Source organism: Methanosphaera sp., from assembly GCF_016282985.1.
GTDB lineage: Archaea > Methanobacteriota > Methanobacteria > Methanobacteriales > Methanobacteriaceae > Methanosphaera.
This window is the reverse complement of sequence record NZ_JAEELZ010000116.1, coordinates 1-15,295: the sequence shown is the minus strand read 5'-3', so window position 1 is coordinate 15,295 and position 15,295 is coordinate 1. Positions and strand designations below refer to the sequence as shown.

General features: G+C 28.7%; 12 protein-coding genes. 9 read left to right on the top strand and 3 right to left on the bottom strand.

The annotated features are described in order from the left end of the window. Window positions 1-57: 57 nt before the first annotated feature. Entirely contained in the window at window positions 58-777 is a 720-nt protein-coding gene (locus QZZ11_RS07245; RefSeq protein WP_292474843.1) for a DUF4012 domain-containing protein, read from the bottom strand. Between the two features lie 135 nt (window positions 778-912). Here QZZ11_RS07245 and QZZ11_RS07240 point away from each other — a divergent pair, with 135 nt between their 5' ends. The 8 genes from QZZ11_RS07240 to QZZ11_RS07205 all read left to right on the top strand — a co-directional run bounded on the left by QZZ11_RS07240 (window position 913) and on the right by QZZ11_RS07205 (window position 11,687). After that, complete coding sequence (locus QZZ11_RS07240; RefSeq protein ID WP_292474841.1) at window positions 913-3,774, top strand: glycosyltransferase; 2,862 nt, start codon at window positions 913-915, stop codon at window positions 3,772-3,774. A gap of 109 nt (window positions 3,775-3,883) precedes the next feature. Further along, window positions 3,884-4,669 carry an ABC transporter permease gene (locus tag QZZ11_RS07235; protein ID WP_292474840.1) on the top strand — a complete coding sequence of 262 codons (786 nt, stop codon included), beginning with the start codon at window positions 3,884-3,886 and terminating at the stop codon, window positions 4,667-4,669. 17 nt (window positions 4,670-4,686) lie between these two features. Next, on the top strand, window positions 4,687-5,430 hold the full coding sequence (locus QZZ11_RS07230) for an ABC transporter ATP-binding protein (RefSeq protein ID WP_292474838.1): 744 nt from the start codon (window positions 4,687-4,689) through the stop codon (window positions 5,428-5,430). A 37-nt stretch (window positions 5,431-5,467) separates the two neighbouring features. Then, the gene (locus QZZ11_RS07225; RefSeq protein ID WP_292474837.1) at window positions 5,468-6,424 is read left to right on the top strand and encodes a glycosyltransferase family 2 protein; all 957 of its coding nucleotides are present in this window, start codon (window positions 5,468-5,470) and stop codon (window positions 6,422-6,424) included. 9 nt (window positions 6,425-6,433) lie between these two features. Then, entirely contained in the window at window positions 6,434-7,306 is an 873-nt protein-coding gene (locus QZZ11_RS07220; protein ID WP_292474835.1) for a glycosyltransferase family 2 protein, read from the top strand. Between the two features lie 61 nt (window positions 7,307-7,367). Beyond that, window positions 7,368-8,762: an undecaprenyl-phosphate glucose phosphotransferase gene (locus QZZ11_RS07215; protein ID WP_292474833.1), complete on the top strand. Its 1,395-nt coding sequence runs from the start codon at window positions 7,368-7,370 to the stop codon at window positions 8,760-8,762. Between the two features lie 10 nt (window positions 8,763-8,772). Beyond that, window positions 8,773-10,347: a hypothetical protein gene (locus tag QZZ11_RS07210; RefSeq protein ID WP_292474832.1), complete on the top strand. Its 1,575-nt coding sequence runs from the start codon at window positions 8,773-8,775 to the stop codon at window positions 10,345-10,347. 20 nt (window positions 10,348-10,367) lie between these two features. Next, window positions 10,368-11,687, top strand: coding sequence for a UDP-glucose/GDP-mannose dehydrogenase family protein (locus QZZ11_RS07205; protein ID WP_292474831.1), 1,320 nt, complete (start codon window positions 10,368-10,370; stop codon window positions 11,685-11,687). 25 nt (window positions 11,688-11,712) lie between these two features. On the opposite strand, the gene QZZ11_RS07200 is transcribed toward QZZ11_RS07205, so the two are convergent. Beyond that, a complete protein-coding gene (locus QZZ11_RS07200) occupies window positions 11,713-12,861 on the bottom strand; it encodes a DUF1616 domain-containing protein (protein WP_292474829.1) in 1,149 nt (382 codons plus the stop codon). Window positions 12,862-13,244: 383 nt separating this feature from the next. Here QZZ11_RS07200 and truD point away from each other — a divergent pair, with 383 nt between their 5' ends. Then, window positions 13,245-14,495: a tRNA pseudouridine(13) synthase TruD gene (truD, locus tag QZZ11_RS07195; protein ID WP_292474828.1), complete on the top strand. Its 1,251-nt coding sequence runs from the start codon at window positions 13,245-13,247 to the stop codon at window positions 14,493-14,495. A gap of 27 nt (window positions 14,496-14,522) precedes the next feature. Here the strand turns inward: truD and QZZ11_RS07190 are convergent. Continuing rightward, on the bottom strand, window positions 14,523-15,295 hold a 773-nt coding region (locus QZZ11_RS07190; RefSeq protein WP_292474826.1), incomplete at its 5' end, for an HAD-IC family P-type ATPase.

Genomic DNA, 15,295 nt, shown 5'->3' with positions numbered 1-15,295 from the left:
ATTATTGATAATTTCATTATTTTTTTTTTAAAAAAAAAGGAATATGAATCAATAGATTCATGATAACATATTTGTAATTCCAGCATAAGCAATTAATTTTTCGAAAACATTTTGAGGAACAACTCGTATGTTTCCTTTTGAATACTGGTCGGTGACTGTACTTAGTAAATCAACTTTTTTACCACTACTTTTAGTAGCATTGATTATTCCATCAGCTAAACCTTCTATAGCGTCACCTCTGGTTGCACCATTTTCATCCTGGTCATTACGTAAGAATTCTAGTGAATCAGTAGTAACTTCTTGGCCATTTGAATATACTGGTCCGACAGTATTAATCATTGCATCAATAGCATCAGGTGTAACTACTACTACAATATCAGAGTCTTCTCCTGTATTGTATTTAACAATTTGTTGTGCTCTTTGAGTACCTTCCTCTAAATTCTCTGTCCATAAAGAGTCATGAAGATACCATTGAGATACACCTTCACTTCTCAAATCTGCTGGTGGTGTAAGGGATGGATCATATAATCCTCCAGGATATACTGGAGTTACTTCACCCAATTGACCATCATTTAATTCAATAATAAATGCCATGTCTACTGCACCAACTCCTGCTCTTTGTTCTGTCGGATCTGTACATAATACTAAAACATTATGTTTTCCTTGAAACTCTGACTTACCTTGCTGATAATTCATAAAAAAGGAAAATCCTGCTGCAACAATAGCTATAAGTAAGATAAGGATTATGGCAAGAACTATTTTCTTTTTTGATACCATATTTTAACCTTCATATTTTTTTTTATTTTTAAATATTTAATATTCTATTTTTTAAATTATAAATGATATTCTATTAAGAAAATTTTTTTATTTAGTAACTATAAATAAATAAGTAGTATAAAAGGGGGATTTTAATTGAGAGTACCAGAGTCTATACGAAATACTAGGGGATTTAATAAAGCACGAAAAATTAAGCATACTATGGTTGATGCAAAAGGTAAATACTCTGATAAAGTTAAAACAAACGTTAAAGAAATTCTTAGAAAAAAACGTCATTTGTCTGATGATGAAAAACAAAGAATCATAGATTTAATTCATCAGGATAATGAAAAAAATGAAATTCCGTTATTTGTTAACTCTCCTTTGGTATCTATTATAATTGTTAATAGAAATGGTGCTTCTCATTTATCCAGATTATTAAAGGTTATTGATGAGACTATTCATTTAAATTATGAAATCATAATTGTTGACAATCATTCTCATGATAACTCAATGCAGTTAATTGAAAGTTATAAAAATTTACCTATTACTGTTATAAGAAATAAAAATAATGAAACTTTTTCATATGCAAATAATCAGGGAGTAGGAATAGCAAAAGGGGAATATTTATTATTCCTGAATAATGACATTAAACCATTGGATGGTTGGTTAAATTATCTGTTGGAAACTATGCTGTCTTCCGAAAATGTTGGAGCTGTAGGTTCTAAATTAATTTATCCTGATTGTGATACTTCCAAAATCAATAAAGAGAAGTCATATACAATTCAACATTCTGGAATCTTTTTTAAAGAGGGTGACGGTTATATTAAACCATTTAATAGGGACAATGCTGAAGAATATGAAAGTTTATTGAACAAAACAGAAGAGGAAGAAATTATTGCAGTAACTGCAGCATGTATGTTGGTAAAAAAATCCACTTATTTGGAAGTGGGTGGTTTTGATAATAATTATGTTTACGGTTATGAGGATGTAGATTTATGTCTTAAACTACATAAAGCAGGGTATAAAAATATTTATAATCCTAAGTCGGTATTGTATCATTATGAATTCGGAACTCAGGAAAAGAATAATAATAATGAAGTCAGGGATAGAAGACTTAATAACCAACGTATTTTCATTAAAAAATGGAATAAATGGTTAAGAAAAGAATTAATTCAAGATAAATTTTATAATAAACATATTTTTACTAATAAACCATTAACAGTTTCTTTTGTAGTAACTCAATCTGATGAGAATACAACTGCAGGTGATTATTTTACCGCACTGACTTTGGCAAAACAATTAGAAAAATTTGGGTGGAATATTAAGTACCAATCAAGAAGAAAATCTAAGGGACAACGGGATTGGTATTTTGTTGATGAGGATGTTGATGTTTTAATTTCCTTATTGGACGCTTATGATTTAACTAAAGTGGAATGTAAAAATGGATTGTTGGTAAAAATTGCCTGGATGAGGAATTGGTTTGAAAGATGGGTTGAAAATCCGTCATTCAAAAAATATGACTTGGTATTTGCCAGTAGTAAAATTGCATGTAACTTTGTAAAAGAAAAAACAGGAATTGATGCAGTATATTATCCTTTAGCATCAGACTCTGACATGTTTAATGAGAACGTGCCTAGTTCTGAGGATTATCGTTGTGATTATTGTTTCACTGGTAGTTATTGGGATGCAAAAAGGGAAATAATTGAATATTTAAATCCGGAATTATTGGATTATAAATTTAATTTATATGGGGCAAATTGGAATAAAATTCCTAAATTTTCCAAATATACAAAGGGTTTTGTGCATTATGAAGACATGCCTAAGGTATACTCTTCCTGTAAAATAGTTATAGATGATGCAAATCACGTTACTAAAGAATGGGGTTCTGTAAACAGTAGGGTATTTGATAGTATATCTTCAGGTAAACTTGTTGTTACAAACGGAACAAAAGGAAATAATGAAGTATTCGGTGGAAAAATACCAGAATACCATTCCGAAGAGGAATTAACAGATATCATAAATTATTATTTAATCAATTCGGATGAAAGGGAAGAAAAAATCAAATATTTACAGGATATTGTATTGGGAAATCATACATATCAACATAGAGCAAATACTCTTAAAGAGGTATTGGAGGAATATTATAAAAAACCGAAGATAATTATAAAAACACCAGTGCCTTCCTGGAACGAAATACACAGGTGGGGAGATTTCTATGTTGCAGAAGGACTTAAAAATGAATTTGAGAAGAAGGGGTATATTGTAAAAATTCAAATGCTCTCTGAATGGAATGATTCATCTGATTCTATAGGTGATACGGTTATTGTATTAAGAGGATTGTCTTATTACAAACCTAAAGTTCAACATTTTAATATAATGTGGAATATTTCTCATTCAGATTTAGTTTCTTTAAATGAGTATGAACTGTATGATTATGTTTTCATTGCGTCAAAATACTGGACGGAACAGTTAAAGGATAAGGTTAAAGTACCAGTTGAATGTATGTGGCAATGTACGGATATTAATAAATTTTACCCTGAGTACAATGAAAAATATAAATCAGACTTGTTGTTTGTTGGTAACTCCAGAAAAGTTTATAGAAAAATTTTAAAAGATTTACTGCCTACTGAACATAATTTGTCAGTTTATGGGGCTGATTGGGGCGGATTAATTAATAAAAAATATATTAAAGGAGATCATATTCCAAATGATGAATTGCATCAAGCATATTCTTCTTGTAAAATTTTATTGAATGATCATTGGGAAGACATGCGTGAAAAAGGTTTCATTTCCAACAGAATATTTGATGGACTGGCTTGTGGAGCTTATATAATTTCTGATGAAGTATCCGGACTGGATGAATTATTCAAAGGAAGAGTATCCACATACAGTACGGTTGATGAATTAAATACTCTTATTGATGATGCCTTAAATAATCCTAAAAAGGTCAGCAATGATATAAGTGGCCATACATATGAGGATAGGGTAAATCAGTTTATGGATGTTATCAATTAATTATAGAAATATTTAAGAATATTGTAAAATAGAAGTTTAATTAATAGATTTTATTTCAAGATTTATATTTTTTTAAATCTTGTTTAAAACTTTTGATAGATGATTTATTATGGCGGAAATTCAAATTAAAGGACTAAATGATTTTAGTAGATATAAATCCTTATTGAGCGAGTTAGTTCGAAAAGATATTAAAAAGAAATATCGTCGTTCAGTATTGGGTGTTTTATGGAGTTTTCTTGATCCTTTATTACGTATGATAGTATTGACAATAGTATTTTCTGCATTGTTCCACAGAGTACATAATTACCCAGTTTATTACTTATCTGGTCAATTAACATTATCATTGTTCACTGGTGGTTCTACTCAAGCTATGCAAAGTTTAGTAAGTTCTTCTGGAATTTGGAAGTCAATTTATGTTCCCAAGTATTTATATGCACTTTCATCAGTTTTATCCAATTTTGTAACTTATGCATTATCTTTAATAGTTTTATTTGCAATTATGTTGGTTACAAATTCTGAGTTTACAGTTTTCATAATATTTGCTAGTTTACCGATTTTAATATTGCTGGTGATGACTTTGGGTGTTGGTCTTATATTGGGTACGTTAAATGTATTTTTCAGGGATATTGAACATTTATATTCGGTATTTTGTTTGATGCTGTTATATGCTTTACCGATATTTTATCCTGCAGATATTTTGCCCGAACAATTTAAGTTTATTCAAACATATAACCCATTGTTCTATATAATTAGCTGTGTCAGGGATTGTTTCTATTATGGAAAATTGTATAGTTTAAATGATATTATCATCCCTACAATTGCTGCTATTATATTGTTGGGTATTGGAATATTCTTATTAAAACGTTATCAGGATAAATTTATATTATATGTATAACTAACAGGGAGAGAAAAATGTCTAAAAAAACAGTTATTGAAGTAAATAATGTAAGTATGGAATTTAATCTTAGCGAAGAGAAAACCGATAATTTAAAAGAATATGTGATTAAATTATTAAAACGGGAAATTCACTTTCAATCTTTTTGGGCTTTGAATAATGTTTCATTGAAGATATATCAAGGTGAAAAAGTAGGATTTGTAGGATTAAATGGTGCTGGTAAAAGTACTTTACTTAAAATTATTTCCGGTGTTTTAAAACCAACAAAGGGGTCTGTTAAGGTAGATGGTTCTATAGCTCCATTGTTAGCATTAGGTGCAGGTTTTGATATGGATTATACAGGTAGGGAAAATATTTACTTGAATGGTGCAACATTAGGATATTCCAGGGCTGAAATGGATAAAAAATATGAAGGTATAGTGGAATTTTCTGAACTTGAAGATTTTATTGATGTTCCTGTAAAAAATTATTCCTCTGGTATGAGATCACGTTTAGGTTTTTCCATAGCAACTTCTGTAAGTCCTGATATTTTGATTCTTGATGAAGTATTGTCTGTAGGGGATTTATCTTTTCAAACAAAATGTCAGGAGAGAATGAGAACCGTAATGTCGGAAGCATCCATGTTATTTGTTTCTCACTCTGTATCTCAGGTAAGAAAGTTATGTGACAAAGCTATATGGTTACATAAAGGTTCAATCATTGCTTCCGGAGAGGTAAATGAGATTTGTGATCAGTATGAAGCTTATGTAAAAAATTTATAACTTTATTTCTTTTTTTTTTTAATTATGTGGTGTTTTGATGCAATTTAATGTTGATTCTTTAGTAACTGTAGTTATTCCAAATTATAACAACAAGGAGTTATTAAATAATCTTTTAATTTCATTGTCATCTTCTATTTCTTTGAATCATATTATTATTGTTGATAATGCGTCTCAGGATGGTAGTGCTGATTTTATTAAAAAAAATTATCCTGAAATAATTTTAGTAGAAAACAGTTCTAATATGGGTTTTGCATATGCAGTCAATCAGGGAATTAGATTAGTTAAAACAGAATTCGTATTTCTTTTAAATAATGATACTCTTGTTGAAAATGATACTATAAGTAATCTTATCAAAACCATAAACAGTTCTCCAAATATTTTTTCAGTATCCTCTAAAATGATACAATATCATAAACAGAATCTTTTGGATGATGTAGGTGATGAATACACCATCATGGGGTGGAGTAAACGAAGAGGATACAATCAAGAAAAAACAAGGTATATTGAAGATGAAGAAGTTTTCAGTGCATGTGCAGGGGCTGCTTTATATAGAAGGGACATATTTGATGAAATAGGTTTTTTTGATGAAAATTTTGAGAGCTATGTGGAAGATATGGATCTAAGTTTCAGAGCAAGATTGCATGGTTATAAATCTTATTATTCTTCAAAAGCTTTGGTTTATCATTATGGTAGTGCAACTACAGGGTCACGTTATAATGCATTTAAAGTAAAAATTTCTGCTAGAAATAATATTTATTTGATTTATAAAAACATGCCTTTGTGGATGAAAATTATTAATGGTGTCTTTATTATTGCAGGCATATTTATCAAGTATTTATTCTTTTATAAAAAAAATCTTGGAAAGGAATATATTGCTGGAATTAAAGAAGGATTATCATCAAGGAATAAATTAACTAAATCATGTACTCCTTTAATTAATTCTTTGAAAATAGAATTATTGTTAATAAAAAATACAATTACATTTTTTAAATAGGTGTTTTTAATGGATTTATCAATCATAATTGTAAATTTCAGAACATATGATTTAACAAAACAAACTATCAGTTCAGTATTGGATACGGTAAAAAATATTGAATATGAAATATTGGTGGTGGATAATGATTCTGCTGATGGTAGTTTGGAAAAATTAATTCAGGACTTTAAAAATGAATCTTTGGTAAAATTTATTAAAAATAATCATAATGATGGATTTGCAGTAGCTAATAATCTTGCATTTAAAGAGGCTAAAGGTGAATATACTTTACTTCTAAATAGTGATGTAATTGTTAATGATAGAACAATAAATGAATCATTGGACTATATAAAAAATAATAAAAATATAGGAATTTTAGGTTGTAAAGTAGTTTTACCTGATGGAACTTTGGATAAGGCTTGTAGAAGGTCTTTCCCTACATTTAAAGTTTCTTTTTATAGGATGTCCGGTCTTTCTAAATTATTCCCAAATAGTAAACGTTTTAATCAATATAATCTTTCATACTTGGATGAAAATGGAGTTTATCCGGTGGATTGTGTTGTAGGTGCATTTATGTTAATTGATTCTGCAGTCATGCGAAAGTGTAATGGTCTGGATGAATCTTACTTTATGTATGGTGAAGACATAGATTTATGTTATAAGGTTAAGGAATTGGGTTATGAAGTATATTATTTTGGAAAATATGATATAATTCACTATAAAGGTGCTAGTGGTAAAAATAAACGTTTATTGTATGAATTTTATAAATCCATGGAAATATTTTATAATAAACATTATAAAAAAGAGGATTCCTTTGTAATAAACATAATAACTTATATTAGTATATGGGGATTATATTATGTTAAGTTACTATTTTTAAACATTAAAAATCTTTTCACATAATAACTTTAATAATACTTTTTATTATATGAACAACATAATATTAATATTATAAAGTGGTATTATGATAAGAGAAAACCAACAATTATTCAATGTATTAAATGTTTTTTTTGATATACTTGTTTTAATTTTTTCAACGTTGCTAGTTTGTTATCCATTTTCTACAAAAATATTAAAATCAAGTTTTAATTTTAATTTTGAAACATGGTTGGTTTTTTTTATAATATTAATTCCTAGCTATATTTTCTTATATAATATCTTTTCATTATATACTCCAAAAAGGACAGATAGGTCCATCTTCTCAGCAGCATACAATATAGGACAAGTCAATCTGTTTGAATTTTTATTTTTATTGTTAATTAATTATTTGGGCGTTATTAAAATTCCACTAAACTTTTTAGTATGTTTTTTAATTTTTAACACTATTTTAGCAATATTGGAACGTGCTATTATTAGGTTTTTCTTAAGATCAATGCGTTCAAATGGTTTTAATATAAAATATGTATTGATAATTGGTGCCGGTGAAGTGGGGGAACATTTGGTAGATACTATTAAATCAAACTCTTATTTGGGATATCATGTAATCGGTTTTTTAGACGATAAGAGAGAGGGTTCTGTTGAGGGTGTAGATATAATAGGAACTGTTGATGATTTGAAAAATATTTTAAACTCTGATGTTATTGTTGACAGAGTTATCATCAGTATAGCACCCCGTCATTATAAAACACTTGAATCTTTAATGGAATTATGTGAAAAAAACGGAGTTCGTGCAGATATTGTTCCTGATTATTACAGATATCTAACATCACATCCTAACATTGAATTATTGGACAATATCCCTTTAATCAGTGCCAGGTACTTACCTTTGGATATATCTTATAATAGTATATTTAAACGATTATTTGATGTTATTTTTGTTGTAATTACTTCCGTGATTATTTCTCCGTTGTTATTGTTGGTTGCAATATTGGTTAAAGTAACTTCTCCCGGACCTATAATTTATAAACAGGAACGTGTGGGGGAAGATGGAAAAATTTTCATGATTTACAAATTTAGAAGTATGTCTTCTGAAAACGAGTACATTGATGATAAGGTTTGGACAAAAAAAGATGATCCTAGAATTACTTCTATTGGGAAAATAATCCGAAAATATAGTATAGATGAATTACCTCAATTTTACAATATATTTAAGGGAGATATGAGTCTTATTGGGCCAAGACCTGAACGTCCATATTTTGTTAATAAATTCAAAGAATCCGTACCTAAATACATGATAAAACATCATGTAAAACCGGGTATGACTGGCTGGGCTCAAATTAATGGATATAGAGGAAATACTTCTATCGTAAAAAGAATTGAATATGACATATACTATGTGGAAAATTGGTCTTTTCTTTTGGATATGAAAATAATTATTAAAACTATACCTACTTTAATAAACGATAAAAATGCATATTAAGGTGATGATTATGAATTTTAATTTAAATAAAAGGAACTATTTTCTTATTCCAATATTGCTGTCTTTAATTTGTGTTTTAATTATTACTTTATCTAATAATTTCCCACTTAGTTGGGATATTTATACACATATAAATTATTCATTGGCTTACTTACATAATGGAATTACCAGTGTGGACTACTTGTTAAATGCACCTAACGGAAAGACAATTGGTTATCCTCCATTATTTCATATGGTTTTGATATTAACTTCATTTGTTTCAGGTACAAAGTTGATAGATGCTGCAAGGATATTACAAGTTTTATTATCGCTATGTAATGTTTTCACCATTTGTTATGTTGCAAAAGAGTTTTATAATGAAAAAGTAGCATTTTTTGCCGGAATTTTATTATTGTCTAGCTTTATGGTAACCCGGTTGTTTTTACCCATTCCAGAAACATTGGCAATGATATTTTTCACATTATCAGTGTTCTTTTATTATAAAGCATCAACAGAGTCTAATTATAAATTCTCTATATTGACTGCAATCTTTGCTATGGTTACTTTAATTACACATTTTTCATCATTTATCTATCTGATGTTATTGTTGTTCGTATTAATGATTGTTCAAACAGCAATATTGCGTAAATTTGATGCGATAGAATACTATATTTATGTAATTTTGCCCGTGTTCTTATTGGGTATTGTATCATTGGTTGTGTTATTTGTAGTAAGTTCATCACATTTAACTCAATTATTGTCCGGAATAATCTCTATAATAAATAATCCATTTGATTTGTTCATGGGTCAAGTAGCGATGGGTCTGGAAAGATATGTACGATGTGTTGGTATACCCTTGATTTTTTCAATAGTGGGGTTATATTTTTCATTTAAAAAGAAAGAGTTTTTATTTGTATCATTATGGGCATTAATTGCATTTTTAATCACTAATTTGCATTGGTTTGGAATTCCGGTATATACATTTAGATTATTACTTTACCTATTGGTTCCTATGGTCATTTTAGGTGGGTATGCCATTTCAAATATTTTGGATAATGTTCAAAATGAAAAAAGGAATATGGCCACAATATTAACAATTGCTTTGATTATTTTATCATTTGTATTATGTATTGTTCATATTAATGATCCTTCAGTTAATATTTATAGTTCTTCTACTGAACAATCAACATATCAGATAGCTCCACCTACATCAGAAGAGGTTGAAGTGTTGAACTGGTTTGAAAAAGAGGATGTTCAAAACAAATCTATACTGATAAATAATCTCTTCTTTGGAACGGTTATTTCAAGTGTTGATGAGATACCTATACATTACGGATTTGACGTTTATACTAACAAATCTCTTACAAAATCTTCGTATAATTCATTAAATGAAGAAAATATTGGATATATTGTATATGATAAAAGTTTAATATTAAATGATTCAGATGATTATAATTATTTGGATGTTCAATTTGTGAATGGAAGTTATTATCCTTCATATTATTTCACAAAGAAAATAACTGATGACAATTTTAATAATATTAAATTACAACATACTGAAAAAGAATTTGAAAATGATAGATTTATAATATGTAAAGTTATTTAAATATTTTAGGGGAAATTATTATGAATATAACAATTATAGGGACTGGATATGTTGGTTTAGTAACAGGTACATGCTTTTCAGATATGGGGAATGAAGTTTATTGTGTTGATGTACTTGAAGAAAAGATTCAATCTCTTAAAAAAGGAATAGTACCAATATATGAACCTGGTCTGGAAGAATTAATCAAAAGAAACTATGAAAGGGGAAATTTACATTTTACAACCAATTTGAAGGAAGGATTGGATAATTCTGAGTTATGTTTCATTGCAGTAGGAACGCCAATGGGTGAAGACGGCAGTGCCGATTTACAATATGTAAGACAAGTAGCTAAACAGATAGGTCAAACAATTATTCATGACATAATAGTTGTTGATAAATCCACAGTACCTGTTGGCACAGCCGATGAAGTAAAAGCCATCATCCAAGAAGAATTGGATAATCGTGGTAAAGATTATAAAGTATGTGTAGTTTCCAACCCAGAATTTTTAAAAGAAGGTAATGCAGTTAATGATTTTATGCATCCTGATAGAATAATCGTAGGTACTGATAGTGACTATGCATCCGATATAATGGCCATGTTGTATGAACCTTTTACAAAAAATCATGAACGAATGATTATTATGGACATAAAAAGTGCCGAAATGACTAAATATGCTTCAAATTGTATGTTGGCTAACAGAATTTCCTTCATGAATGAAATGGCCAATATTTGTGATAAGTTGGGTGCAAATATTGATAATGTTCGAAAAGGTATGGGAAGTGATTCCAGAATAGGTTCCAGTTTTTTATATGCCGGATGTGGTTATGGTGGAAGTTGTTTCCCAAAAGATGTTATAGCAATGATTAAAACGGCTACCGATGCAGGTTATGATCCCGTTTTACTAAAAAGTGTTGAAGAAGTAAACAATAATCAAAAACAATACTTGTCTAACAAGATTAAATCCGTGTTAGGAAATGATTTAACGGGTGTTACATTTGCAATTTGGGGATTGTCCTTTAAACCAGAAACTGATGATATGAGGGAAGCTCCATCAATTACTATCATTAAAGAATTATTGGATGCAGGTGCAAAAATAAATGCCTATGATCCTAAATCAATGGATATAGCAAAAGAATTTTATTTCAAGGATTTGGATATAAACTACTGTAATAATAAATATGATGCTATAGAGGGAGCAGATGTTCTGGTGATAGTAACAGAATGGAAAGAATTTAGAAGTCCTGATTTCAAAAAGATAAAATCAAATTTATCTAAAAACATAATTTTTGATGGTAGAAATCAATTTAAAAATAGTTTGATGGAGAAAATGGGCATAAAATATTATGCAGTAGGAAAATAATTCCTACATAATATTTTTTTTTATTTTATTCAGCATTTTCATTTACATTTACATATAAATGTCTAATTTTATACGGGTTATTGTTGTTATCATATAATATGAAACGGATATCTTTTTTACCAGTTTCCATAGTTATGTTCTTTTCAATAGTTTTATTTTCATTTTCGTTAACTTTTATTTCTTCTTCAGAAAATGTACTATTGGAAGTGTCGTTAATTATATCTATTTTCAATTTATAGGTCATATCCTTATGTTCGTCGTTTTTAATATCGACATTTAAGTTAAGAATCTCCTCATTACTAAAGTTATAATAACCCTCACTATCTGGAGTTGTGTGTATTCCACTAACTTCAAATGTAGTATTTCCTTGTACGAATAGTTTTTCATCGTTGTTATTGTTTATATTACCGTTAACTACAAGAACACCTGATGAAATTACTGCAATTAATGCTAAGACAGTAATTATTATGAATAATTTGTTCACACTTGAATTACTAAATAATACAAATGTTTTCTTTTCTTTAATTCTAATGTAGTATAAAGGTAATAAAATTATCAGTGTTACTACAACTAAAACTAATGAAACGTGTCTCATATTGAGGAAATGTTCAATTTGAGCTAAAATTAATCCTATTATTGAAGTAATCACTAAACTTAAAAATATACTTATCCAAATACGTTCTGTTATTCTGAATTCATCTTTATATGGATTAATAATATTTAAACATAAATATCCTGGTATTAATGCAATAAATGGGATACATAATCCATACCATAACGGAATTACACTAAATGGTGGTACTTCCATTCCAATGTATGATATAATACAGAGTATGGCCAATAGGAATATAATTCTTCGTATATTTTTTTCAGTATATTCTTCAGGATTTTCAATTTTATCCAGTGTATTCTGTTTTCTAATATAAGCAATCATTAAAATTATTATACCTATGATGGATAATACAATCAGGATACTACTTGCACTCATATTTCTATAATAGACTATCGCAGTACTTAATAATGAGAATATTAAACCAAAGGGTATAATATGACTTAATTTCCGAATTATTTCTTTAAAACCTAATAGAGGGCTCATTGCCATTGTTGAAACAATTCCTACTATTAAGAAGTCCAATGCAAATAATCCAACAAATAAGTACTCGTTATTCACCATTTTTAAAACACTTAGAACTAAGGGTATCAGTGATAGAATGAATAAAGCAATTAAAATTTTTGTTGAATGTTTACTATTAATCTCTATCCCTCCATTATTTTTTTTAAAATCTATATATATTATTTATTTTAATGATTTTACTTCATAAAGTTATTGTTTTTTTTTAAATGAAATTTTCAAAAAATATTAAATATTATTATTGTCATAAAATTATAATAAGTTTTTTTTAGATTAATGATTTTTAAATAAATTATTTTGTTTTATAACAAAAAAATACCATTTAGTGAATCATAGCAAGAAGAATAACTTGGAGATTTTAAATTTTTAGATTTTCATCCAAGAATCACAATTCGGTAAGATGATTGTTCAAGTGAGTTGATTAAATGTTAAATGTTGATACTTTTATTACTGATTATAGAGGAACCAATGGTGTAATCAGGCAATCTAATGAAGATTTTTTTGTAGATGAGGTTCCATTGCAATTACCCTCCGGTGAAGGACCAAATACATGGATACATATGGAGAAAAACGGTAGAACTACATTGGATGTTGTTTTGGATATAGCCCGAGAGTTACATATTAGCAGAAAAAGAACCGGTTTTGCAGGAATGAAAGATCGTTCTGCAATAACCAGACAATGGTTATGTATAAGCAATATTACTCCTGAAGAATTACCTGATTTTAATGAAGTATTGCATAATGTAAAAATTTTAGAAATTAAACAAAACCAGAAAAAACTAAGAATGGGTCAGTTAAGGGGTAATAAATTTAAAATAAACATAAGAAATACGGAAGATCCTGCTGAAGATAAAGAAATAGCTGAAAAAGTATTGGAATCGTTAAAAATTACTGGTGTGCCTAATTATTATGGATATCAACGTTTTGGTGAAGTCAGAAGTACTACTCATTTGGTTGGAAAATGTCTTGTTGAAGGCGACATTAAAAAAGCTGTTGATACTTATATAGGAAATCCGAACGAAGAAGAACATAATCTACCATATGAGTCCAGAAAGTTATATGATGAAGGAAAACTTCAGGAAGCCTATGATTTGATGCCTAAAAGTATGCGCTATGAAAAATCAATGATAAAGGAACTGATGATTGGACAAAATAAACATGGGGAAATTCTGGAAAAAGATTACATCAGGGCGATAGAGTCTCTTCCAAAACCATTAAAAAGAATGTTTGTTAATGCATATGAATCTTATCTATTTAACAAGATTGTAAATGAACGTGCAAAAATAGGAATTGATAAATATTTTGATGGTGATATCATAATAGATAAAGAAGAACATTGGGTTCATGAAATAAATGAAGACACCATAGAAGAGGACTTAAAAAATTTTGTATTAAATCCTACTGCACCATTATTGGGTTCAAAAGTTCCATTTGCGGAGGGTAAACAGGGAGTCATTGAACGGAAAGTTATTGAAGATGAAAACATTACCAAAGAATCTTTTGAATGTCCAAAAACACCTAAATTGGGAAGTCATGGTGTAAGAAGAAGTGTCAGATTTAAAATAGAAGATACAAACGTGGAACAAATTGATGACGGTATAAGTGTTGAATTTTTCATTCCAAAAGGGTGTTATGCTACTGCAGTATTAAGGGAAATCATGAAAAAAAATGTATAATTAAAAAAAAGAGATTTAGATGAATTTTTATTCATCTTTAAAAATTTCCGGAACATATCTTTTCAATAGTAAGGATAATGTTATAACAGTCACGGAACTCAATGCCATTGCAAATGCACTATATTCCGGTCTGAAGAAAATACCCCATGGTATTAAAATTCCTGCAGCTATAGGAATAAGAATGACATTGTATGCAAAAGCCCAGAATAAATTTAATTTTACTCGGGACATGGTTTTTTTACTTATTTGAATACCAGCAACAGCATTTAATAAATCACCGTTTACTAAAATCATATCTCCTGATTCAATTGCAACGTCTGTTCCAGTACCCATGGCTATTCCTACGTCTGCTTTTGTTAATGACGGGGCATCATTGATTCCATCTCCTATAAATGCCACTATTTTATTCAATGATTGAATTTTTTTAACGTAATCCAATTTTCCTTGAGGTAATACTTCAGAGATAACATCGTTTATGCCTACTTTTTGAGCAACTTTTTCTGAAGTATTTTTATTGTCTCCACTAACCAGGGAAGTTTCAATACCCATTTTATGAAGTGCATTTATTGCTTTAACACTGTTTTCTTTAATGGTATCCTCAATGGTAATTATTGCAAGAACTTCTTTTTCTGCTAATAGAATACCTGTTTTAAGATCATATTCTTTCTGTTCCAAGTCATCAATAATATTTTTGGGAATATTTATATCATTATCTTCAATTAGTTTTTTATTACCTATTAAATAAGTTTTGTTATTTATGTTGGCTTTAACTCCTTTACCTGATATATTTTCGAAATTCG

Bases quoted from the DNA above. Each gene is read 5' to 3' on its own strand.
- truD (WP_292474828.1), top strand. From the start codon at position 13,245: ATGTTAAATGTTGATACTTTTATTACTGATTATAGAGGAACCAATGGT.
- QZZ11_RS07215 (WP_292474833.1), top strand. From the start codon at position 7,368: ATGATAAGAGAAAACCAACAATTATTCAATGTATTAAATGTTTTTTTT.
- QZZ11_RS07230 (WP_292474838.1), top strand. From the start codon at position 4,687: ATGTCTAAAAAAACAGTTATTGAAGTAAATAATGTAAGTATGGAATTT.
- QZZ11_RS07245 (WP_292474843.1), bottom strand. From the start codon at position 777: ATGGTATCAAAAAAGAAAATAGTTCTTGCCATAATCCTTATCTTACTT.
- QZZ11_RS07200 (WP_292474829.1), bottom strand. From the start codon at position 12,861: ATGGTGAATAACGAGTACTTATTTGTTGGATTATTTGCATTGGACTTC.
- QZZ11_RS07205 (WP_292474831.1), top strand. From the start codon at position 10,368: ATGAATATAACAATTATAGGGACTGGATATGTTGGTTTAGTAACAGGT.
- QZZ11_RS07220 (WP_292474835.1), top strand. From the start codon at position 6,434: ATGGATTTATCAATCATAATTGTAAATTTCAGAACATATGATTTAACA.
- QZZ11_RS07225 (WP_292474837.1), top strand. From the start codon at position 5,468: ATGCAATTTAATGTTGATTCTTTAGTAACTGTAGTTATTCCAAATTAT.
- QZZ11_RS07210 (WP_292474832.1), top strand. From the start codon at position 8,773: ATGAATTTTAATTTAAATAAAAGGAACTATTTTCTTATTCCAATATTG.
- QZZ11_RS07235 (WP_292474840.1), top strand. From the start codon at position 3,884: ATGGCGGAAATTCAAATTAAAGGACTAAATGATTTTAGTAGATATAAA.